The organism is Klebsiella sp. CN_Kp104 (assembly GCF_040064515.1).
GTDB classification, from domain to species: domain Bacteria; phylum Pseudomonadota; class Gammaproteobacteria; order Enterobacterales; family Enterobacteriaceae; genus Klebsiella; species Klebsiella aerogenes.
Genome location: NZ_JBEAII010000004.1, coordinates 180,531 through 203,494, shown reverse-complemented (window position 1 = coordinate 203,494; position 22,964 = coordinate 180,531). Strand labels below are relative to the sequence as shown.

General features: G+C 50.5%; 22 protein-coding genes. 3 read left to right on the top strand and 19 right to left on the bottom strand.

The genetic code is table 11. The annotated features are described in order from the left end of the window. Positions 1-13 precede the first annotated feature (13 nt). A complete protein-coding gene (locus ABLU80_RS08050) occupies positions 14-247 on the bottom strand; it encodes a hypothetical protein (RefSeq protein WP_038998405.1) in 234 nt (77 codons plus the stop codon). 408 nt (positions 248-655) lie between these two features. On the opposite strand from ABLU80_RS08050, the gene ABLU80_RS08045 reads away from it, so the two are divergent. Continuing rightward, positions 656-928: a hypothetical protein gene (locus ABLU80_RS08045; protein ID WP_196796023.1), complete on the top strand. Its 273-nt coding sequence runs from the start codon at positions 656-658 to the stop codon at positions 926-928. Positions 929-1,128: 200 nt separating this feature from the next. Next, positions 1,129-2,037: a kdo(2)-lipid IV(A) palmitoleoyltransferase gene (gene lpxP / locus ABLU80_RS08040; protein WP_048228835.1), complete on the top strand. Its 909-nt coding sequence runs from the start codon at positions 1,129-1,131 to the stop codon at positions 2,035-2,037. 431 nt (positions 2,038-2,468) lie between these two features. Here the strand turns inward: lpxP and ABLU80_RS08035 are convergent, their stop codons facing one another. Next, entirely contained in the window at positions 2,469-3,041 is a 573-nt protein-coding gene (locus ABLU80_RS08035; RefSeq protein WP_048228836.1) for a recombinase family protein, read from the bottom strand. 91 nt (positions 3,042-3,132) lie between these two features. Here ABLU80_RS08035 and ABLU80_RS08030 point away from each other — a divergent pair, with 91 nt between their 5' ends. After that, positions 3,133-6,249 (top strand): SGNH/GDSL hydrolase family protein, encoded by a 3,117-nt coding sequence (locus tag ABLU80_RS08030; RefSeq protein WP_348849883.1) that lies wholly within the window; start codon positions 3,133-3,135, stop codon positions 6,247-6,249. 71 nt (positions 6,250-6,320) lie between these two features. On the opposite strand, the gene ABLU80_RS08025 is transcribed toward ABLU80_RS08030, so the two are convergent. The 17 genes from ABLU80_RS08025 to ABLU80_RS07945 form a co-directional block, all read right to left on the bottom strand. Continuing rightward, positions 6,321-9,236, bottom strand: coding sequence for a BNR-4 repeat-containing protein (locus tag ABLU80_RS08025; RefSeq protein ID WP_053040960.1), 2,916 nt, complete (start codon positions 9,234-9,236; stop codon positions 6,321-6,323). Positions 9,237-9,313: 77 nt separating this feature from the next. Next, entirely contained in the window at positions 9,314-12,349 is a 3,036-nt protein-coding gene (locus tag ABLU80_RS08020; protein WP_063422110.1) for a host specificity factor TipJ family phage tail protein, read from the bottom strand. Continuing rightward, positions 12,346-12,726 (bottom strand): hypothetical protein, encoded by a 381-nt coding sequence (locus ABLU80_RS08015; RefSeq protein WP_032712197.1) that lies wholly within the window; start codon positions 12,724-12,726, stop codon positions 12,346-12,348. The genes ABLU80_RS08020 and ABLU80_RS08015 overlap by 4 nt, the downstream gene beginning before the upstream one ends. A gap of 9 nt (positions 12,727-12,735) precedes the next feature. Beyond that, the gene (locus ABLU80_RS08010) at positions 12,736-13,218 is read right to left on the bottom strand and encodes a DUF1833 family protein (protein ID WP_045419358.1); all 483 of its coding nucleotides are present in this window, start codon (positions 13,216-13,218) and stop codon (positions 12,736-12,738) included. After that, the gene (locus tag ABLU80_RS08005) at positions 13,205-13,678 is read right to left on the bottom strand and encodes a hypothetical protein (protein ID WP_032712199.1); all 474 of its coding nucleotides are present in this window, start codon (positions 13,676-13,678) and stop codon (positions 13,205-13,207) included. Before ABLU80_RS08005 ends, ABLU80_RS08010 begins: the two co-directional genes overlap by 14 nt. Beyond that, the gene (locus ABLU80_RS08000; protein ID WP_117025800.1) at positions 13,678-16,626 is read right to left on the bottom strand and encodes a phage tail length tape measure family protein; all 2,949 of its coding nucleotides are present in this window, start codon (positions 16,624-16,626) and stop codon (positions 13,678-13,680) included. Before ABLU80_RS08000 ends, ABLU80_RS08005 begins: the two co-directional genes overlap by 1 nt. A gap of 483 nt (positions 16,627-17,109) precedes the next feature. After that, entirely contained in the window at positions 17,110-17,466 is a 357-nt protein-coding gene (locus ABLU80_RS07995) for a hypothetical protein (protein ID WP_047053439.1), read from the bottom strand. 70 nt (positions 17,467-17,536) lie between these two features. Next, on the bottom strand, positions 17,537-17,701 hold the full coding sequence (locus ABLU80_RS07990) for a hypothetical protein (protein WP_072205652.1): 165 nt from the start codon (positions 17,699-17,701) through the stop codon (positions 17,537-17,539). Between the two features lie 167 nt (positions 17,702-17,868). Then, entirely contained in the window at positions 17,869-18,351 is a 483-nt protein-coding gene (locus tag ABLU80_RS07985; protein WP_047053440.1) for a hypothetical protein, read from the bottom strand. A 54-nt stretch (positions 18,352-18,405) separates the two neighbouring features. Then, positions 18,406-19,578, bottom strand: a complete 1,173-nt coding sequence (locus tag ABLU80_RS07980) for a phage tail tube protein (RefSeq protein WP_042896383.1) — start codon at positions 19,576-19,578, stop codon at positions 18,406-18,408. Between the two features lie 23 nt (positions 19,579-19,601). Then, the gene (locus ABLU80_RS07975) at positions 19,602-19,994 is read right to left on the bottom strand and encodes a phage tail terminator-like protein (protein ID WP_015705691.1); all 393 of its coding nucleotides are present in this window, start codon (positions 19,992-19,994) and stop codon (positions 19,602-19,604) included. Beyond that, complete coding sequence (locus ABLU80_RS07970) at positions 19,991-20,542, bottom strand: hypothetical protein (RefSeq protein WP_045419374.1); 552 nt, start codon at positions 20,540-20,542, stop codon at positions 19,991-19,993. The genes ABLU80_RS07975 and ABLU80_RS07970 overlap by 4 nt, the downstream gene beginning before the upstream one ends. 1 nt (position 20,543) lies before the next feature. After that, the gene (locus tag ABLU80_RS07965) at positions 20,544-20,927 is read right to left on the bottom strand and encodes a glutamate 5-kinase (protein WP_348849882.1); all 384 of its coding nucleotides are present in this window, start codon (positions 20,925-20,927) and stop codon (positions 20,544-20,546) included. Next, positions 20,914-21,147, bottom strand: a complete 234-nt coding sequence (locus ABLU80_RS07960; protein ID WP_048228844.1) for a hypothetical protein — start codon at positions 21,145-21,147, stop codon at positions 20,914-20,916. The genes ABLU80_RS07965 and ABLU80_RS07960 overlap by 14 nt, the downstream gene beginning before the upstream one ends. A gap of 1 nt (position 21,148) precedes the next feature. Beyond that, positions 21,149-21,559: a protein singed gene (locus ABLU80_RS07955; RefSeq protein ID WP_348849881.1), complete on the bottom strand. Its 411-nt coding sequence runs from the start codon at positions 21,557-21,559 to the stop codon at positions 21,149-21,151. A gap of 3 nt (positions 21,560-21,562) precedes the next feature. Further along, the gene (locus ABLU80_RS07950; RefSeq protein ID WP_063422102.1) at positions 21,563-21,775 is read right to left on the bottom strand and encodes a hypothetical protein; all 213 of its coding nucleotides are present in this window, start codon (positions 21,773-21,775) and stop codon (positions 21,563-21,565) included. Between the two features lie 40 nt (positions 21,776-21,815). Continuing rightward, positions 21,816-22,952 carry a P22 phage major capsid protein family protein gene (locus ABLU80_RS07945; RefSeq protein ID WP_063422101.1) on the bottom strand — a complete coding sequence of 379 codons (1,137 nt, stop codon included), beginning with the start codon at positions 22,950-22,952 and terminating at the stop codon, positions 21,816-21,818. Between the last annotated feature and the right edge of the window lie 12 nt (positions 22,953-22,964).

The following is a 22,964-nucleotide window of genomic DNA, read 5'->3' as shown; positions in this document are numbered from 1 at the left end:
TCCCGGAGGTGCATTAACGTCTGCCGTTAATGCGCTGATTATCCCTGAGAACATCAATCGCAGTCTGCATGGCGATTTTGTCATCCCGCCTTTTTTGTTTTTCCTGCATGACCTGAAGGTATTCCAGCAAGGTGCGGGTATTAATCGGTCGGCCCTGTTTACCCACAGCCAGCACGGCTTCGCCAAGAATAATTTTCACAGGCGGTAGTTGTGCCGGATACCAGTCAAGGGTGTCTTCTGATTTCATCATAAATTTCTCACGGAAGGATAGTGTATCATAAATCAGACGTTCAATTTTCAATATCTTACATCCTGATTCAGACACAACTTAACATAACTTATGCCAGTTATTTTTATATCAAAGCGTATAATAATTACTGTATTCCTCAGAGAATCATTTATGTCTTATACAAAAGGGCTCAGATATTTTAAAGAAAGACCGGTTCATGTTGCCTGCCCGGTATGCGCACACAGAGCTGATCAGAAAGCAGGTAAGCTAAGAAAAGATGCGGTTCTTGAGTGCCCTGCCTGCGGACTGTTGTTCAGACCTTCAGAATGCTGGTGTATCGGCGGCTGATCAGCTTCTTCCACTTAACGTAAGTGATATCGGGAAATGACCACATTTCTCCTGTACTGCAGTTGTTGAGGCATGATAATGAAATCTAAAAAATCGCTTTTTATTGAAGGACATATCCTGTCGAACAGCTGTCACGGGCAGGCTGGCCAACCTTTCTGTATTCACCGGGTCAGGTTTAGTAATGGTAAATATGCGATTATCCGGGAGGCATCCGGGATATGTTTCAAACCAGGCGAAATTATTCAACGAAACGATTGTGAGTGGTTTTATAAACTTACCAAAATTCGCCTTCTTTCTTTTGAGTACCTTGATGATGATGAATCCAGAAGACAATTTCTTGAATATCAATGAAAAACCCATGAAGTTATAACAGCATAACTTTGCTGATTTACAATGTATCCTTGACTATTCAAAAACTGTTGCCAGTAATTGAAATTGTTTCTTCTGAATTTATACGAATTCAAACTGTCTAAAAGAATGAGTATCGCTAAAGACGAATTTTCTCAGCATTTCCCTTTTGCGTTATAACTCCATTAGCATTAAGGAAATTTATGTCACAGACTTTTACTTATAATTTACTCCATCCCCGCTACTGGCTTACCTGGACTGGTTTGGGTCTGCTGTGGCTTCTCGTTCAGCTTCCTTACCCGGTTTTACATATTCTGGGCTCTGGTCTTGGAAAAATATCCAGACCCTTTCTGAAACGTCGGGAAGGAATTGCGATTAGAAATATCGAACTCTGCTTTCCCGAGATGACACCGTTTGCCCGGAGCCAGATGGTCAATAAAAACTTTGTTTCTCTCGGACTGGGACTGATGGAAACAGGAATGGCCTGGTTCTGGAGTGATGCGAGAGTCAAAAAATGGTTTGATGTCGAAGGGCTTGAAAACCTGACCGGTGCGACCAGAGGGGTAATGGTTGTCGGGATTCATTTTATGTCCCTTGAGTTGTGTGGAAGAGTAATGGGTTTATGCCATCCTATGATGGCAACGTATCGCCCACACAATAATCTATTAATGGAATGGGTACAGACAAAAGGGCGTATGCGTTCAAATAAAGCGATGATTAATCGGCGTAATTTATCTGGTTTTGTTCATGCATTGAAAGCTGGTGAAGCCGTGTGGTTTGCACCAGATCAGGATTATGGGCCTAAGGGAAGCGTTTTTGCACCTTTTTTCTCGGTAAAAAAAGCAGCCTCAACGAACGGAACATATGCTCTGTCAAAACTCGCAGGTGCACAACTGATCACACTTAGCATGATTCGACGTAGCGATAAAAAAGGTTATCGCATGTATATCAGCAATCCGTTGTCAGGCTATCCAGGGGAAGACAAGGTCGCCGCAGCGGGTTATATGAATAAGATCATCGAGCATGAAATTCTCCGAGCCCCTGAGCAATACCTGTGGATGCATCGCAGATTCAAAACGCGTCCTGAAGGCGAAGCCTCTTTATATAAATGAACCATTCTACTTGTCATGTACCATGAATCTATCTTGCTGACTACTTTGTAATAGCAGCAGGCTTTACCACGTTGAAATCCTTAAGTTTATAAGGATGAGGCAATGTTTTCCGGGGAAATATCTTAGTAGTCTTCAAACTATCTCCGATTATCCCTGCAATTCTTTACCAAGAGGTTCCCGAGTAAGTACTTGGTGGTTCCCAACTAACTCTTACATATAGCCATTGGCCGTTTACTTAACCAAAAAACGATTGCCAGAAATTTGTAAAGCTCACAACCTTCTACAGTTCCTGCTGTCTAATGAATGACAACACACACCTCAAGGAACTATATGACATTTTTAATCATCTCAGGCGTATCTGTAACCTTATTTGCCATGACTATACTTGGCCTGATTATCGTGTGGGGCGGTATCTCCAACATCCCTGACGATTACTGATTCTCAAAATTCCCTACGCCAGCTACAGGGAAATATTTGTAAATCGTCTTTACCCCAACCCCAATAACATCTGCAGCCTGCTGTCGGGTAGCTCCATTTGCGAGCATCCGGCGGCAATGTTCCACGATATCAGTCGTCATTACCCGACGCCGCCCTCCAATTCTCCCCTTCTCCCTTGCTGCGGCTAAACCAGCGCGAGTACGTTCGACGATCAACTCTCGTTCCATTTCTGCCAGCGCACTCATGACATGAAAGAAGAAACGGCCTGCAGGGGTCGACGTGTCGATCGAGTCAGTCAGGCTGCGAAAGTTTACGCCGCGCTGCTGTAGCTCCGATACCATGGTTATTAAGTCGCGCACGCTGCGCCCAAGCCGATCCAGCTTCCAGACCACCAGCACATCACCAGGCTTGAGTCTGCGCAACGCACGCTTTAAACCAGGTCGCCTGGCATTTTTCCCGCTGGCCATATCTTCAAAAACCAGCTCACATTCTGCTCGAATCAGTGCGTTTTTCTGTAAATCGAGGTTCTGATCCCCGGTAGACACTCTGGCGTAACCAATCAGCATCATATAACCCTTTGAAATAGCTGATTGTAAAAAGCTCCGAGACTTCGCTCAAACCCTCATTTGGGCGAAGCCTCTTTTTGGAGCAAAAAACATGGCCTTTAACCCGCCGCTGGGATCGACCAACGCCGATGTTTTTATGGGCAACGTTCAACGTCTGGATGAACTGATTAACGGTCCTGCTGCTGATGTTCCCGATCGCGCAGGTGACCCGCTATATTCCTGGCGTCTAATCCGTCAGAGCCTGATTCCTCTTAGCCGTCAGTACATGACACTTGCAGACGCACAGGCGGATATTGCCAATATTCCTGCCGGGAGCGCCGTCTATGTTCGCAGCGTGGATGGCTCTGCGCTGGCGGACGAGTATATTAATAATGCCGGCACGCTGACCCCTACAGGGCGTCAAATGCCATCGCAACGAACTGTTGATGCCATCATGCCGGAACTGATTAACCCGGGCGTTAATCTTTTCAACAAAAATACGGTTACCCCTGGATATTATTTGTTCGAAGGTTCGGGCGTGCCGACGGCAAACCCGGATTATTGTTATTCAGAACGGATAGGCATTGTTGGCGATGCCCCGTACACAACCCGAATCAACACCAGGGTTGCGACATTTTTTGATGCTGATGGCATGTACCTATCCGATGTCAGCAGTGTGACGTCATTTACAGCGCCAGCCAGTGCAGCGTTTGTTGTTGTCTCTGTACTAATCAGTAATCTGGATGTATTCCAGTTAAACTTTGGCGTCGGCCAGATGCCGTACACGAATTACGAGTCCATCGTCAGCCCTGTCATTAATGGTGCTACCACAAATGGATATGTCGCGCTGGGTTTTGCGCATGGGAAAAACTTCTTTAACCCCTCGCTGGTATTTGACGGTAGGCATTTATCATCGACCGGAACGATAACTAATAACAGCGACACGTCAATGTCGGTGTCAGGCTATATGAAGATTGACGCAACCAAAAGCTACTGCTCTAACCAGCAGTGGCGGGCGGCAGCGTATTACGATGCTAAAGGCCGGTTTATCAGTGTGCAGGCAGTTGATGGTTATGGCTCGAAAACGATAGCCGCACTTGTTATCCCTGCTGGCGCAGTGTTTATGCGCATTGAGGTTCCTACTCTGGTTGTTCCGGCGATGATGATTGAAGAGAACAGCCTGGCTACTGAGTTCGAGCCGTTCCGGCAGGTTGCACCTGATGCATTTGACGGTGTACAGGTCACGTTCGCTGAGGAGCCGGAGGAGACCATATTGTTTGGCCCCGGCGTAAACCTGTTTAACAAGAACGCTGCCAGTTTTGGTTACATCAATGAATGGGGATCTGTCTATCCCGTACAGGGGGCGTCAGGGGCTGGCTATGTCTATTCTGACTATATCCGGGTCATACCTGCCACGAAATATAAAGCCGCTGCTCAGTTACGGTTTGTGGCGTTTTACAATGCTGACAAGCAGTACATCTCCACGCTTTCACTGGTTACCGAGTTTACCCCGCCTGAAAATTCTGCCTATGCACGCATCACGCTGGCACAGAATGTAATGGAAACCATGTTTCTGTCAGAAGGTGATTATCTCGCGCCGCGAGCTGATTACCAGCACCTGATGGAGCCGGTAGCTTCAGATGGTTCAGCACTCAGAGTTCCGGGGGAAATGGTGCTCGCTGATGGGCTTGATATTAACTTCGTTCAGCAAGGGCTTCTTGTATCGGGGAAAAACCTCTATAACAAAAACACCAGAAAATCTGGCTATATCGATGAGCAGGGCATAATTCATGAGCCTGATTCCCGGTACTACTACTCGGATTTTATCCCGGTGACACCTGGGATGAAATTCGCCTTTAACTCTGACTCCCGATTCGTCGCTTTCTATGCCAGGAATAAAGGGTTCATCAGCTCTCTGTCTGATACGGGCCAGCATATCCGGGTGATTACCACTCCTGCCGATTGCTATTTTGTGCGGATCACCACGTCCGTTGCCATCAGCGATACGTTCCAGATGGAAGCGGGTGAAGTGTCTACGGCGTATGAAGCATTTACCTACTCTTTGCTGTCAACGATGCCAGACGGGACTCCGGTTACTGGCGGCGGTGCGGCACCGGAAGATACTACCGTTCCTGACTCATACGGACTTGAACGGTTGCGTGAAACCCATATGCGACTGAACAAACTTACCTATGGCGGTAATGTGCAGTTCTCCTGGGCGATGATTGGTGACAGCTACACAAGGGGGCAGGTACGTTATGCCCTGAAATGTGCGCAGAAATTATGGCATCTCTATAACGGTACTGCGGCGACGGTCACCGTTCCGCCCATTGGTTTTGGGTATCGATCGTTCGGTTATGACCAGTTCGGCGACAATACCGATATTATCGGCACGGTGATAACGCAAACTGGTTTCGCCTGCCAGTACAACACCGGTAACGGGTTGGATATCTCATCAGTCACTAGTGCTGCTGCAGGAGCGACGCTGACCTGGAATGACGACTTTAGCCTGGGGTTCACTTATACGCTTTACGCCGAAGGCGGCGGCGGAATAATCAGCTATAACGCCCCAGGGATGGCAGCGCCGGTGGAGATTGATTTGTCCACCTATGCAGCGGGTATGCAGATGATCCCGATGCCGTCGATGCCGACTGTAGGTAGCGGAACGGTAACGATAACGCTGGTTTCCGGTAGTGTGGTGCTTTACGGCGTCAGTATCCAGAACGCCACGCAGCCGGGTGTCATCGTGCATAAGCTTGGTGGTAGTGGTTCGCATACTAACAATTGGGTGAATGCCGATGAAACTCGCTGGGAGACGGCATTTACAACCCTGAAAGCAAATCTGGCTACCATCATGTTGGGCACAAACGACCAGGGGGTGAAGATTACTCCGGAGACGTTTAAATCAAACCTCCTGACGATGATTAACCGCCTCCGCACAGCGTCGCCGACCACTGATATTATGCTGATTTGTCCTGCAGAAAATAACCGTCCGGGAGGAAATACTATCCCAATGTCTAGCTATGCCCGGGAAATGTACGAACTCTCCCGGGAGCAGGATGTAGCATTCCTTAATCTGCAAAGCTCTTTCGGAGTTCACCCTGCAGATTATGCCTATGGTTCCGCGCGTCCGTGGATGGTGGGGGATGGATTGCATCCTGACCCGGATACTGGTGGGTATGCGATTGCAGCCGCACTAATCAGGGCTATGTTGCTTCCACAGATATAAAGTTGAATTTGGTAGGGAGACCCTTTAATCCCACCCGGTAACTCTTGCATACGGTTATCGGGTGGGGGTTATTAAGGCATCACTGCAACTAACAGATACCCTGGCTCATCTGTGTATCGAGCGTACATAGGGTCCGCATAACCAATCGCACCGCGAGTTGCCAGCATCAGCAGTTGGTTATCGTTCATCAGAGTATTGGTATTTACCGCCAGCTCTAGTGTCCCCATATTGAACCCGGTAACAATATGCTCTACCGGGTTACCTGGCTCAGATACATCGATTGCCCTGATTTCTCCATCGCGCCCCATTTCGGTTGTTCGATAGAATATCCATGTTTTCCCATACTTGTTGCAGCCAATGGCCGGACGACTAAGGGAACCGTCCAGTAGAGGCTTTGTAGTATTGACCTTGAATGTGAACTTTGAAACGAATTCCTCATGCCAGTCTGAGCCGTCAAACCAGATATGAGCGATTTGCGTATGGTTATTCTCATCAGTCTGCCACAGGCAAGTGTGGTAGTGGCTGTCATAATCACACGCGCCGCCATTCTGATTAACATAACCAGAATACAGAGCGATATCAGCGATCTTCTCGCTGTTGGCTTCTGTCAGTGGTGCAGGGTAATTTACAGTGCCGGCAGCGTTTGTCCATGTCAGTCCCTTATCCATCGATTTCGCATAGTACAGGCCGCGGTTAGCATCTGCTGTGTTCGCATTGACGCGTAGGCCAAAGCAGAAGTGCAGCGAACCATCCCGGCCAACACCGAGGCGTTGTTCATAGGCGTTCGCGTTGAGGTCTGTTGCTGCAATCTGGAATACAGGTCCAAACGTTCTGGTCGTGTCATTAAACAGGGCTGAATAATACTGACCAGCAGCCGATAGCCCCTGTCGCCAGAATGCCTGCGTGGTTCCGTCCGGGTAATTGACAAACCGAGGATAGGTTACCTCCGCTGACGCGGTATAACTGATTGCCGTCCATGCCGTAATGTCATATGGAGCATTGGATATAACAGCCCGGCACGGTTTGGCGTGCATATTCCCGCTGACAATTAGATAACCATCCTTCGTCACGCCCAGGCTGTAAACGTTATGACTATCTTCTTCGGTTGGCGATGCTAAAGGGTTTCCGGTGACATAGTGAAGGTCGAAATATGTCCACACTCCGGTGAGATTCTCTTTGCGCATGATGATGGGATGACGGTTCCCACGTGTACCAACTGCGAAAGTGTAATTCCCGGCAGTGACAACGTTATCCTGAATATATACGGCAGCGTTGTAGTTAAATCTGTTATCCAGTTTTACGGGTAACTGCTCCAGAGTCGCACCAATAACAGGCGTCTGCACTGCCCCGTTATTAATCAGGTCATCAACCTGATTTTGCAGAGCGTACAGGTCCTGCAGCAGCTTGTAGCTGCGCTGGAATGCTGTAACGCTGTATGCCTGTTCGACGCCACCCAGTACACGCCGCACCCTGACATACATCACCCCATCCTGAGAAGCGATAACGCTGCGGGTTAACTGGACGTCAGAGGCGCCGGTACTGATATAGATATCCAGGGGCGCAACAAAATTTTTGTCATGGTCCAGCTGAATGAAATATGCCATTTGCTGGCCGACGGTCGCTGAACCGTAGATGCCGGACATCGTGACTTGATCGCCTTTTGATACTGGCAGGTAATACGCCAGCCAGTCATTACCGGCACTGCTGTTAATCGTCCCGTCATACAGCATTACGACGCCAAAAACATAGTAATTGCCGTTTTTGGTGTAATCAATGGACTGACCGTTATCCCCGATAGCTTTTAAAACGTCATATTCAGCAACCCCGCCAGCAATACCAACATCGGAAGAAGCAATCAGAAACTTCTTCATGAAATTGATATACCACCCAGCATTCCCGCTATTTTTTACCCGGACATAAATATAACCATCCTGGATAGCCGTTCCTCTAACCGTGCCCTGCCTTGTTGCATCACCAGTAGTGACATTGACTGCTAAATCAGACACGTACTTTTTGTCGGTATCGCACTGAATCAGCCATGCCGTAACGGTCCCTGCGGTTGCCAGATCAATAATGCCAGAATATTCAGCCTGGTCCCCTTTGCTGCAAGGAATGTAATACGCATCCCATTCAGGATAAGAGCCGGAAAGACCGCCAGAAAACAAAACAAACTGGCGGGTAATTTCCCAGACAGATGATGCACTTTCCGGCCAAAGCCCCTGGTTAAGCTGAGAAATGCCGTTCAAATAGTCATCAGTGGTAATCAAATGCTTTTTGAGAAAGTTGATATTCCAGTTCGGGTTTACACTATTACGCACGCGAACATAAATATACCCCTCCTGAGTTGCAACGCCGTGTACAGTTCCCTGCTCAGTTGCAACACCTGTCGAAACGGTTTCCGCCAGAACCTTAACGTAGTTTTTGTTATTGTCGCACTGAATCAGCCAGGCAGTTGTTTCTCCAGCTGTTACTGTGTTGATAACACCAAAATAATCAGCCTGATCGCCTTCTTTGCAGGGAACAAAATACCCATCCCATGCGTCATTAGCAGCAAAAGTGCCATCCCTGAAAATGACAAAATTCTTAGTAATTTCCCATGAAGAGGATACGTCAGATGGATAAATACCACTCAGTAAATAATTAATCGCCGTGGCGATACCACTTTGTGACGGCATTTTACGCCCGGTTGCCTCCAGTGTTCCGCCGTTGTTGATATATTCATCCGCAAGTGAACTCCCGTCAGCACTGCGCACATAGGTCGCTGAGCCATCAGGAATGTTGGCAATATCCGCCTGTGCGTCTGCAAGTGTCATGTACTGACGGCTAAGAGGAATCAGGCTCTGACGGGTTAGGCGCCAGGAATATAGCGGGTCACCTGCACGATCGGGAACGTCGGCTGCAGGACCGTTAACTAGTTCATCCAGACGTTGAACGTTGCCCATAAAAACATCGGCGTTGGTCGATCCCAGCGGCGGGTTAAAGGCCATGTTTTTTTGCTCCAAAAAGAGGCTTCGCCCAAACGAGGGTTTGAGCGAAAGAAAGTTAATCGGGGAAATTTTTGGTTTTAAGAGACGCTGCCGGGGTAACTGGCGTCGTCGTATTGGTAGAAAATGTCGCTGTATTGTCTTGTCGTCACCTGGCAGGTTCCGTCCGCCTGCGGGGCTATCTCCTCAAATATGGCATCGTAGACACTTCGCGTTGAGCTGCAGAACACCAGCCGCGGCGGTTCGATGCTCGGATCGTCCAGCAGAATTTCATCAAAAGCAGCCTGCCACGGAACGGACAACTGATAATCCCCGACAAAGGTGGCCACCAGCAGCCCGGAGGCAGAACCATCCTGGTATCGCAGAATTGCGCGCGGGTTTTCAAAGGACCAGTCCAGTGGCTCGGAGACGGTAAATACCGTTTGACCGCCAGATGTGGCCATATCCATAACCAGGCTACTTACTGTTTTATTTCCCGGAATGTCATCCGTCAGCAGAATGCGATCGCCATACTGATAGACCAGCGCATCCAGTTCTGTTGTCGTGTTATGGCCCAGCCGTTGATACAGGTATTTCATCAGGCGACGCATGCCGATTTGATAGGCGCGGTTCGGGTCAAGCACCCCATCGAGGGTATAACTCTCAATTTTCCTCGGTGTGGGGTTATCCGGAGTCCGGCATTGCACCGTTTCTTCTGACCACGTCGTGCCATTGATATAAGTGACATCCACAGCATCGTAATCATCGGCGGACGGCGCCGAGAAGGTGGTCTGTAACTCTTCGGTCATTTCATGCGGGCTGATAATGCCGGACCAGTTCTTAATCCCTTCCCTGCCTACAGATGCGAGCCCGTCACTCAGCAGGAAATATGATTTCCCCGCTGTGGTGATCTTCTGCAGCATTTCCAGCGCGGAGACACTGTCACCTGTCGCGAAGTCGAAATACTCATTTTTCGGGGTCCAGTAGGTTGCCTCAAGGGTGTTAATGGCTTCGGTGTCCATTGCCAGGCCAAGAGAATTACCAACATGAAACAGCGCGCTGGAGATGCGCCGCGGGGCGCCGGTATCATAAATACGCGTGGCCACAACGTTTACGCGCCGATCAGACTGCGCCGCCAGTTTGCCGCCAGATTCCACCGTCACGGCCATTAACGATACACCGGCATATGATGCCGGGCGGGTCAGTAACCTGCCGCGCAGCGCCTGCCAGTACATAGAGTCCCTGGAGTTTTTACTGCCCTGCTCATTACGCCGCCGGCAGCGAACCTCAACCAGTCCAGGGGTAGCCAGTTCAAATCGCTCAGTGAACCCCAGGGCATTAATGTTCTTCATCCGGTACCGTCCGGTTTTGCTCACCCAGCCCGAACCAGAACCATATACCCGGTACTGAATTTCATAATCAACGTTACGGTAATTCTTGCCACCGGATTTTCCGAAACCGCAAATTCCGGAAGGGAATGAAAAATTCACTTCAAATGCATTTACCACCTCATTATCCGGGCAGGCGAGAAACGGGCCCATCCAGCTATTGTTGTCGTTAATCCCGGTCGCCTGGTAATCAATCATCGTCCTGGGTGAGTAGCCTGGCCAGGTATTATCAACGGTTCCGTTAACCATTCGCTGTACCGTCGCGGTTGTACCATCTGCTGAGGCAATACGGTATTCATTTCCCCGATGCGCCAGCGACAGCCGCTGCGTCCCTTCAGGAATGCCGGAAAATGCCGCGCCGCTTCCACTCCCATAAGCAAGGGTAACATTGGCGGTGATCGCCGGGCTGCCGCCGCTGGATGCGGTACCAGCGGTAAAAACTGGACTATCCCCGAAAACGGAAACCGGAAGTGATGAGGCGGTAATACTGCCGCCCAGCCACGGACTGGACTTCTCAACGATGCGAACTACCCCGCCATCATCCTGCGCGACCAGGTTAGACCCAGCTATCGCTTCATTGATTGCCGCCAGCAGGCCAGACATATTGCCGTAGTTAGCGATCAGCGAAACGGTATAAGTAGTCGCCTGCCAAGTCAGGGTAAACGTCTGGCTGCTGGTCGAAAAATCATAGGTTGTTGGGGCTGCACTGCCGCGCAATGAAGCTGCCGATCCCCCCACGCCCGGAACAGCATCCTGCTTTGGCGTGAACGTAGCGATGAAGAGATCATATTCTGCCCCGTTAATTTCCAGCGTAACGGGCATGCCGGCATAGGGGTTAATCTCAGTCAGCGTGTCACTGAACAGGACGCTGTAACCCGATGAAGACGAAATCAGGTAGTTGGTCGGCGCGATGATAGTCACCAGCGCACCTTCCACCCAGGACTCAGGCAGAGAATCATCGCCATCATCATCGCTCAGCCCGGTGAACGAAACCGACGATCCCGAAACGGTCATGCTGTCGGCGGTAATATCGGATGAATCCGGTGCCGTCTGCGCCATATCAAGGCCGCTGCCGCTGGACGTTCCGCCCACCTCGGTAGAGTTGAACCAGTTTTCACTGCGGCGATCGCCGGAAACATCCGCTCCCGGCGGATACAGTGTCCAGGAGAATGAATCACCCAGGGCGGAAATAGGCGTCGAACCAATCCTGATATCGCCGTTAGCAAATGCCACATTTCCACGACTCACGCAGATCAACATCTCAACTGTCATTCTGGTTGGGTCATCAGGGTTAAAACGACTGACCGGCTGAACAACATAATCCGGATAAACCCGCGCACGCCCGAACAATTCCCGAATAGGATCGCCAAGTTTTGCTGTATTCGCTTTTGCCGGGTTTAAGTCCAGAGACTTACCCGTAGATGAATCGTAGGCTCCCGTATCGAGGTTATTCATCATGTAGATGGAATAAGCTGCAGCGGCTACCGCTACAACCAGGGCGGCAATGGCAAAGCCTGTCGCGTAAGGGACGGGGTAAATCTTCACGTCAGTATCTGGTAACAGTTCGCACCGCGGCCATTCCTCTGATGCTACGGGCACGCCATCAATCTCAACGCTGATTGGCTGTGGCAGCCCGGGATCATAGTTTTCGACATTCCTCTGCATCCACTCATGCAGGGTTATGCGCGCATGCTGATGGCTTTCAAGTGGTCCGCCAGGTAACCGGGAGGGATAAATATTGATCGTCATCGCCAGAATTCCACCTTGATAAATCGCCGTTTAAATTTCCAGACCGGCATAAAAGAAACGTTCGAGCCGGGGTTACATTCCGCTACCTGCAGCAACCCGTTCAGCTCAACAACAATCCCCACATGGGTGACCATTGTTCCCGAATAACACGCCACGCCAGCGCCGACGCATGGTTCACAACGCTCAAGCTTCAACATCAGCTTTCTGGCTTCTTTATCAAGGCCGCCGCCATCTTTGGTCACACCTGCAAAGTCTGGCCATTCGGGTAATCCAAGGTCGCGTCGTATCTCATTTACGATGCCAAAGCAGTCGAGTTGCGGATACACTCTGCCGCCCTTCAGCCAGGTGACCGAAAGGTATTTATCAGGTTCAAACATGGGGAAACCTCAACTCATGTAACGGAGGCCGGGATACTCATTAAGGGTGTAACGGAATCTCGGCCAGGCGGTATCGAGAACGTTCATATAGCCGGCTGTGATTTGTGCCTGCAGCGCTGTCCAGGATCCCGATTTGATAGCGAGCGTATACGGCACGGTAGCCGGAGCGTTAAGGTCCGTTGAAACATATTGCCTGTAAGTCATAGAGCCATCTTGCCTCGCTGCCAGGGCATCACGAATCGCTGTACTCGCCTCCCCTTTTATGTTGCTGACAGCGAACTTCAAATCCTGTGTACCGTCGCTGTTTCTGGCCGGGATGGCGATATCGATAGCTGCGGCTGAAAAGGTTATAACAGCGCCATTTTCGGTCGTCGCTGTAATATCGTCGTAGCCCTTGCAGAAATAATGCACCGTCGAACCGATATTGATTTGCAGCGTTTCAATGATGACTTCCGATCCGCTACTGGCATAAAGCCGGTTAAGCACCGTCATGCTTTGGCCACTCCCTGTTTAATGCGATATCAAGCAGTGAACTACCTGCTATCCACTCGGGGTAGTTACCCCACGGCGGAGGCAATAGTGGACGCTCCCATAACTCCAGCGTCGCCGAATACCGCCAGTAGATGGGAGCCACCAGCACTGGCCCCTGATAGATATCCGTAAAACGACATTTGTAGAATTTTATGCCTGCGGGGGTTTGCAACTTCATCATGAACCAGGCCGCACCATCAGAGAGCGCATCGCGGTACCACGATTCAAACGTTAGCCCCTGAACATCGCTCTCCATAAACCAGGATACAGTCGCTTCCGTGGGAGTCGAGGTATACGCCCTGCGTTGTCTCGCCCGGCCTGTGGTGAGTTGAGTTCGTTTCAAAGGGCTGACTGGCTGGAATCCATAGCCTTCTTGTAAAGGCATAGGGAGATAGTCATGCGGATAAAATATTTCAGCCATTACCCTGTTCTCCGTCCAGTGTTATACCCCCCAGTTAATGCCTTGTGCACTTGGCCAACCCCTTTTGCCAGATCGTTAGCAACCTGCTGGTAACCTTGTTTTGCTCCTTCACGAGTAGCCTGCTGTACAAGCAGCACAGTCGCGTCAGAAGGATTTCCATTGATGGTTATTGGAGGAACCGTGACTGTGGGGCGGATGATGGTCGTTTGCTGGCTGTTGCTAACGTTCTGAACGCCAGTCCCAAACCCCGAACGCCCCAATGTGGCATCAAGTGGCTTGCCGTTCCGTAACGCCTCAAGTTGTGACACGCCGATTCGATTTGTAGACTCCTGGTCGAAAACGTACTCCCCTTTATGAACAATACCCGCTGGCTGATACTTTCCGCCTGAGCCAGTATATCCACCAGAAGCAAAGCCGACGGCGGCAGCACTGGAGATGCTGGACGTTATTGTAGCCATGAGGCCTGCAACAGTAGCCATTGCTGCTAAGTTGTATGGGAATGGCTGGCTTGAAAGCGCCTGCGCCATTGCCATTGGCAATTGAACAGCCGCCTGAGCAAGCGCAAAAGCTTTTTGCGTAACAAATGCCGCTTTATACATTACAGATTGCTCGCCGAACATCGCCCCCATCGAATCGGTGATACTGGAGAAAGAGTTTTGCGCTGATTGCATCTGTGCGGCATAAACTGCGGTGCTTAGTGCTTGCTGGTTCTGTTGTCCTTGCTGTTGGAGAGCCAGCAATTGCTGCTGCTTCTGCTGCTCATTCAGTAAAGTACTTTGTGTGATCGCCTGCTGCTGCTGGTTCAGCCAGGAAGCATAATCAGTCTGGGCTTGCTTCAGCTTTTCGATAACCTCAAGCTGCGGCTCTATTTGCAGCCCTATCATGTTCAATCCCTGCCCTGACAGGTCACTATTGGTTGCTCCAGACGTCAGCGTACCACCGGCCTTGTTCACACCTGATATAACGGAATCAGGCAGCACTGATTTACCAATCAGGTCGCTCGCCTGCTTCCCAGCAGCCTCCGGCGTCAGTTTCTTCAGCTCAACCATCTTCTGAAGAATTTCGAGGCGTTTTTGCAACGTCTCATTTTGGCGCAATTCCTTTGGTGCAATTTGCTCCTGCATTTTCCGGTAGTCATCCAGCGTTTTAACTGAACTCTGCAAAGCCTCCTGCTGCTTATAGGCCTGCAATACTTCGTCAGAACGGGAAAGAATCGACTTCTGGTCGGCGGTTAGTTGCGTTTTAGATTTGAGGTCAGCGATCTGCTGTTCGAACTTAACCCGTGCCTGCGTAGCGCTATTAAGTTTATCGCTGGCATCCAACTGGGACTGCATCGCGGCAGTCTGCTGGTGTATCTGGTCAAGAAGCCGAGTTGCTGCGTCCTCTGCGTAGGCTTTTCCTTGAGGCGTCTTCGCGATCTTTGGTGCTTTTGGATCTTTATACATCTCGTTAATACGAGAAACATTTTTAGCGTACTGGTCTGCCGTGATAGCGCCAGCCTTCAAGAACTCACTCTGCTGCTTAATAGCTTTATTTCGCTTATCAGCATTGCTCAAGTATTGAAGGTTAACTCGATCCGCTTCCTGCTGAGTTTTAATGCGCTTTTGTTCTGCTTTGTCATGATCTGACAAAATATCATTTAGCGTATCTTCCGCTGTAATTTGCGACTGAATAGCATCCCGTTGTTTGAGCATCTCCGGAAGGTTACTAAACCGAGCATTTAACCCGTTCCAAAAACCCCCATCCGCCTGACCTTTCTGCGCCTCGGCAATGTTTTCATTTAAGGTACTTAACTTGACTTGTAGGGTCTGCTCGCGCCCAATGTTGAGCATCGCATCCCATGCACCTTTAGCTGCTTTCCCCAGCGAGTCCCAGGCACTTTCAAGAAGGCCTAGATTCTGATGAATATCATTTGCACGCTGCTGCATGGTATTGGCGTACGCATCGGTCGCTACGCGTGCCGCCTCTTGCTGATTCCCTTCATCCTGCAAGGCCTTAATCTGGTTGTAGGTTGCCAGAGTTAAAAAATGGTATTGGTCGTTTAGTTTAGTAATGGCCGCAACCGGATCAGCTGCAATATCGTTGAAGTCACTCACAAGTTTTTCAGTGGCTATTCCTGTCGCGTCACTGATTTTTATGACTGCAGTTGTTACACGCTCCAGTGAATCGCCTGCGACTTTTCCAGATGAAACTAACTGATTTAACGTTGAAGCGGCTTTCCCGGTGGTTGAATCTGCAACAGCTCCTGCACGAGCAGCCATATCAGCAAGTTGACCGGATGTTTTCCCTACCTGATTACCAGTTAATACGAGGGATTTATAAAATTCGTCCTGCTCTTGAGCGCCTTTATAGTAAGCAAGACCAAGAACACCAACAGCTGCGGCAGTAATCGTAAAAGGGTTAACCAACCCCATAACATAGGTACCAACTCCCTTAATAGCTGGCCCAATACCGCCAAACATATCTTTTAACTGCCCCCCCTGCTGCATAAGCACCATAAAAGGGGATTGGCCTGTAGAAAGTCCGACTACGATATCCGTCATCTGAGCGGGAATCATGCGCATTGCAAAAGCTGTCTGGGCAGCAGACTGCCCAGTTTTTTTCAAGTCGTCACGAAAGCCGGTTAATTTGTTACGAGTCTCTTCAATTCGCTTTGAATAAAGCTCAAATGTATCTGTATCTACCATCCCTTTCGATTTGAACTTCGCCAAATCCTGTTGTTGTTTGTCCAACTTATTCAGGGCAGCATTCACCGGGTCAATACGATCAAGAAGTTCAGATAGAGCCTGCTTTTCTTCGTCCGTAGCCTTTATCACCTTGCCAGCGCTCGAAGCAGCACGGTCTCCAGCCTGAGTCATTTTTACCAGTGCAGTTGCGAGATTATCGGCCTGTTTCTCTGCTCCGGAGCTATCAATAACAATGGCAAGGCGGGAGGTTTGTTCTGTCATTTAGCGATCTCCGGGCAATAAAAAACCCGCTGATTAAGCGGGTTAAGAATAGTTTAAGAAGTGATAATCAGTGAAGGTTATCTTCTTTATTGCAAGGCATTGCATTACACCGCTTAGCTATAGCTAAGTCAGCCCCCTGTCGGATGCATGGTTCATTGCCTAGCTTTTTTATCTTGCTCATACTCAGATGCTATATGATCGTAAGTAATCTTGGCATTGAGGCATTGCCTGGAGGTGTCACCGTCCCTAAGGCATTCGCCATGATATCTAGCAATATTCGATGTCATACTAATTGCTGATATGAATATAGACTCACACGCCTTATTTCCATTACACGCTTGAGATTTCATGCTATCCAAAAACCGCACTTCCTCAATCTGAGCAAAAGAATATGTACAAAAAAAGGATAATACCAATCCTACAAAAATTGCTTTCATACCCCTACCCATCAGTTAAAAAGCCACCCGGAGGTGGCTTAATAAATCAGCTTGCGTTCTCGCAACCCGGCAGACTGCGGTCAATCACAAGGTTGCCTTCAACACGCAGACCTATTTTACCAAACAGGAAAGCATGGTTTAGCTGAGTGACAACTACGTCTGACAGACCAACAGCACAACGATCTTTTTCAATCGCGCGGTCTGCTGCAGTTTTCACGTTAGGGATCCCTGTAGGGAAGATGATGACCGGGTAGCTATCTTCAGCAGTAACTCGTTTACCTTTGTAGAACTTGCCCCCGTTAAGGTTGTAGTTTTTGGTACTTGCTACAGTTAAGTCTGCAACACGCACAGTACAACCCGAAAGTAACAGCGCTCCAAGCGCCAATGCGATGACTTTTTTCATTTTATATTTCCTTTGATTGCAATCGGAAACATCCTAACACATGAGTTATGCATCGCAATGCTACAATTATTTAGCGTTTTTCCTGTCGTTTCTGCTCCGCTGCCCACTCGTCACGCCACGCATCGTCGAGCGCCAGGATAGCGGCGTCAAACTCGGTGCGGTCAATCAGGATGGTGCGCGATGCCAGATATAGCTCAATATCATTCAGGGATAATGGGAGCGGTACTCCGGCCATGCCAGCATATTTCCTGCTGCGCGATATCATGGCATAGGCATTGAGGATCTCCCCTGTTACTTCATCAATTTCTGGCTCAGGAATCGGTGGAAGGTTCAGTTGCTCCCGGCGCCATTTAGCCTTATCTCCCCTTTCGCCCCCGAACTCCTTTAGCCACGCCTGCGCCTCTAGGGCTTTTTTACGGTTTCCTGAGTCTGCTGCTCCTTACCCTGAGCTATGTTTGCAGCCTCTGCCAGAATCAGCCAATACAACGCGGGGTTCTGCTTCAGTAACGCGACGCCAAGTTCGGGCGTATACGCTACAGCCTTCTCAATACCATCCACCAGCTCACCTACTCCCTCCCAGTCTTTCAAAAGAAAGCGCGCGCAGTTATCGATGAGCAGATCATCAATTGAGTCAATTTCACCCACGCTGGCGAGATCGAACGCGTCGGTACCGACCTGATAGCTCGCGTCCATTTTGTCGATATGGCGCCGCACTAGCGCATTGCGTGAGCGGTACTGTGGATTCTCGCTGCTGGTCACCAGCAGGCGGAGTTTAAACAGTGCTTCTTCTTCAGGTGTGAATTTCTTTTTACGGCCATCAGGCTTTTTAAAAGGGAAAAACCAACGCTCGCCACTCAGATCAAGTCGAGAAGAAATAATCAGCATACAGACTCCATAAAAAGCCCGAACCGCGATGTTCTGCGGAACGGGTCAGGGAAATTAAGGTGCGGTGACAGTGATTTCAGAGGTTGCCGTAAAGGTGCGAGCCTTCCCGGTGATCGTGGCGTTCCCGGCAGCATTGCGTGTCACTTTCGCCGTTTTTTGCCCGGTAGAAACTACGCTGGCAATCGCAGGGTCAGATGACGTCCACTGGACGATATCTGTTGAATCAGCAGGCGTAAGCGTGGCAGTTAATGTCACCGTAGAGCCGACTGCGCCATTTGAAGTGGCTGGCGCAACACTGATTGCCGTCGCCGGTACTTTTGGCGCGCGGGTAATGGTTGGCGGCGTATTGGCGGCCGTGATATCGAGCTGAACCTGTACGATGTCAGTATTCCCGGCGTCCGGCCAGTCGCCAGAAATCTGCACTTCAGGAAAACTGAAGGTATAAGCGCCTTCGGCGTTCTCCAGCGTGAAGGTAAACGGCACCGTTTCGCCGGTGAAGGTTTTTTTGTAGATCTCCCAGGCCGCCTTGGACCATGACAGCGTGATCTGGCCTGACGGTGTAAAGGTCGTCGGAATGTTTGCGCCAGCAAATGCTGAGCCGGTACCGATACAGCGCTGAGTCTGCATGTTGTTATCAAACTGGATATTAAACGTATCCACACAGAAGCCGGCACCACCCGCCACTCCGTTCAGACTCAGGCCTGTCACTTCCTTAAACGAATAGCGCAGCGCGCCAGCACCATCCACCGGGTTAGTGAAATAGCTGGTATCGTCGGCTTTGGTTTCCCAGTCAAGCCCGGCGAAGGTAATGGTCGCAGTGATGTCGCCATCATTCGGGATTTCAATCTGGAAAGTTGCAACCTGGCAACCGCGGGCAATCTGTGCGATCCCTACATCATCAGCGTATGAAGAAACTGAAAAAGTAATGCGGTTGTTGCCCATCGTCAGCACATTATCGAGCCAATCCGCTCCGAAACAGCTCGCCAGAAAATCATCATGCTGATTCCAGCGAAATTTGGTGCCGACATCACCGCCGACATCAATCGTGCCACGGGAAACGCCCTGCGCCATACGATCACCGCCGATTTCATCGTTATCGTTGGTGTTCTGCGTTGGCATCAGCCCGAACGACGAACGGCGTAACAGGTTCCAGACACCAGCAGAGGGTGTCTCTCCCGGTGTGGTTTCGCGAATAAACGCGGTTACTACTTTTGCGCCTGAACTCACAGGAGCCTCCTGTTGATTGTGCGCTACAGAGCGCGATAAGGGATTTGAAGATTGAGCTGAGACCAGCCATCGGTTTCACCTGCCGGGATGGCGGATACGGCGAAATAACTCAGCGCTCCGTCGTCCTGAAACTCGAAGAGTTGCGTTAATTTGTCGGCGGCCTGAGTCAGCTGCAGAGTGCCTGAACCAACAGGGACGAAAAGCTGGATGATGAGAACCCCTGTTCGGTGGACAGTCGGGCCCGCTCCAATTTCGTTAGCACCTGCTTGTCCGGGGATGTCAGTAAGACGCGCCCAGATTTTTCGACCGCTGGGATCGAATACAGGACCGTTTGGATAATCCACCGCATCCTGGGCAATAGCGGTCTGCGTCGTCATTCGTCTGATGACAACGTTTCTTATTTCTGTGAGGGTCATTTGTAGGCCTGAATCACACCATTAAATGAGACGGCATAGACGCCTGTCGGCGCTTGCGTAGAGTGGCCATTCTCCAGCGGTACGGAGTAAGGGAGGTTTGACTGAATGTAAATCACCGAGTAGGCCGGCGCCTGATTGATGATATTTTTCCCGTTGAGGAATGTCATTGTTCCGCGCGGGTCAGGCTCTGATGGTATTGAATGATCTGGTTCTCCAATACTGACAAAGTGTGACGCCCGGAAAGTTCCTGCGCGATACTCAGCCGGACGCCGGATATCCATGCCATCGTTAACACGTGCTTTCTTTCTGAGACGGCCTGTCTTTGTCAGGTTGGCAGGATCGGCATAAAGAGATTCGTTCCATTCACCTACCGCTTTGTTGTACTGCACCGCAGTGGCGTTGATAGCCCATAACTCCGGGTTACCTACAGGCGATCGCTGGACGATTTCATTCAGCAGCTGAATGGCGATGGTTCTTTGCCGTAACCTGACGTCGTCCTCCACCAGCCCGGCGAATGCCGCCGGGTCAATGTTCCAGCCCTTAGCCATATCACGCCCTCCGCAGTTGAATGGAGTACGCAGCACCAGCAGAGTCTGCAGAAGCGCTAATGACCTCGTAGCGCTGGAGTACGCCAGTGATCGGGTCAGGTGCCGTGATGATGTGCTCAACCTCTGGCTTGTCGGTGACCTCATTAACGAGGGCTGTGAGTTTCACATCACCATGAAGGATGTTAACACCATCGATGCGGCGGAGTTTATAGCGCGCCAGCACTCCGCGCCCCGAGTAAGTCACCTGCGTTTCAGTGCCGGTTTCCGTAACCGGGTCCCAGTCACCTCGTACGGTGTATGTTCCAGTGAAATCCTTAACAGCATCCTTCAGGTCGGTATCGAATGCCGCAGCGACTTCGGTTTGCAGTTCGTCACGAATTCCCATTGCACCCACCACTACGCTGCTGAGGTTTAACGATCACCGTACCGTGGAGTTTTCGGGTATAAATTGCGCCGCTGCGCTTAACCCGCAGCGGGAGCGGAGCAAACTCAACAACGCCCTTTGCCGGGTTTGCGTAAACGACATGTCTGATCGGGTTTCCATTCACAAACACATCGCGAGGACCGAGCCCGTCACCGGCATAATGCACATCCGGATTTTGCATGTTACCCCCTCACCAGCCGCACCTGCGACTGATTAACACCGTATGGCTTAAGCATGGCCAGAGCCAGCTGCAGGTCAGAATCAAGCAATGCAGAGCTGTTGGTAGCAAGTTCTGCGAAGGTTTTGGAAACGCTGACATCGTCGGCATCTACCGTCTTGCTGAGGAGCACGCCAGAGTCAGTTTTCTGCTGATACAACCCGCCATTTGCCGCCGCCAGCGCCGCATAGGCGCCAGCCTGTTTTACATCGTCAGGAATGATGGTTTCGTGAGTTGCCTTATCGCACGGCAGTTTCAGGTTAAGCCCATTCATCCAGGTATTAGTCATCAGCACAGATTTGGCTTTTTTGCTTTCATCTGTCCAGGTGGCACCGAGAATCGAATTGACATCTCCAACGGTGATGAAAGTGATCATGCATCACTCCATTTCTTTCCAGCCGTGCGCCTTCCAGTTCTCCACTTCATCAGGGTGAACGTTGGCGGTATTAGGAGCGCCGGGGAATGCCGGGAAATCGGTAACCATCGCCACCAACTGCGATGTGGTCGATACAGATACGTTGTTATCCGCCTGCGTAAACGCAGTTTGCTCAGCAGCTCGTTGTGCGCGCTGCTCTTTTGTTAATCCGGCCATAAGCCCTCCACAAAAATAAAGGGGCCGAAGCCCCTATTTATCAGCCCAGCAACAACGCTGAGTGCGCCGACTTAACTGCTGCTACGCCCCAGGACAAACCGACTTCGTAACGCACCTGGCGATACTGGCGGTACAGAGCAACCTGATAAGTGATGCCTGACACCGGGTCAGTAACGTTCATGACGTCATCCGCAGTATCACCGCCCTGCGGCATTGCCGGGGTACGCGCAGCCAGCAGGAACGCGTTACGGTCGAATGCCATGTTTGCGGTATATCCACCTACGGTAGTAATCGCGGAGTTATCCGCCAGCGCCTGACGCAAGCCCGGTGCCGCCAGGGTAATAGTGGTAGCAGTAGCTGCAGCAACGAGGTATTTGTTGCTGTCACCGTCAAACGTCACAATATCACCTGCCGTGAAAGAACCCGTGCCGGTATCAATCGCGATCAGGATGTCACCCTCAGATTTTGCACCATTTACCAGATAATCAGCGGCAGCCGATGCTGCACGTTTTTTGACGTGTGCAGATTCGTGGATGTTGAATCCCTCCAGACGGCCCACGATACCTTCACGCAGCAGCGCATCGGTACCAGACTCGTTCACCTTGAACAGAACTGACTGTTTACCACGGAGGTTAGCAATCGCAGAGGAACCAAGGACCATCTGCAAATCGGTAGTCGGGGAGCCGTTATCGGACAATACCTGGCGCGCATTTGCCGCATCTGACAGATCGCCCGCAATCCCGAATGGAGCAGTACCAGCCGTACCGACAGCGCGGGAGGAAGCGAAATACAAAGCCGCGAGATCTGCATCCATCTCATTAGCCAGCGCGCGAAAAGCCTGCTTAAACTGATCAGCAAGGATGGTGTTGTATGTCCCTGCGGGCCCCAGCGCCAGTTGTTCCTCACCGTTCCATTTGACCGGGGCCATTTTGGATTTGGTGATTTTGACATCAACGGCGCCGATCGTCTGGTCGCCGTCATTTGGCGCAGTAGCCCCCGGGGTAATATCAACAGTGGTTGCCGGTGGCGCAACCGGCGCAGTAACAGTCTGGTCCTTCGCAGCTGCATCAGCTTTCGCATTACGCGATACAGCCGGGATAAAACCGACCTGTTCGCGAGATACGGTATCCAGAGCCGTGAAGATAGTCGGGATCAACCCGGTAAGCGTATTAGCCATGTGTATGGATTC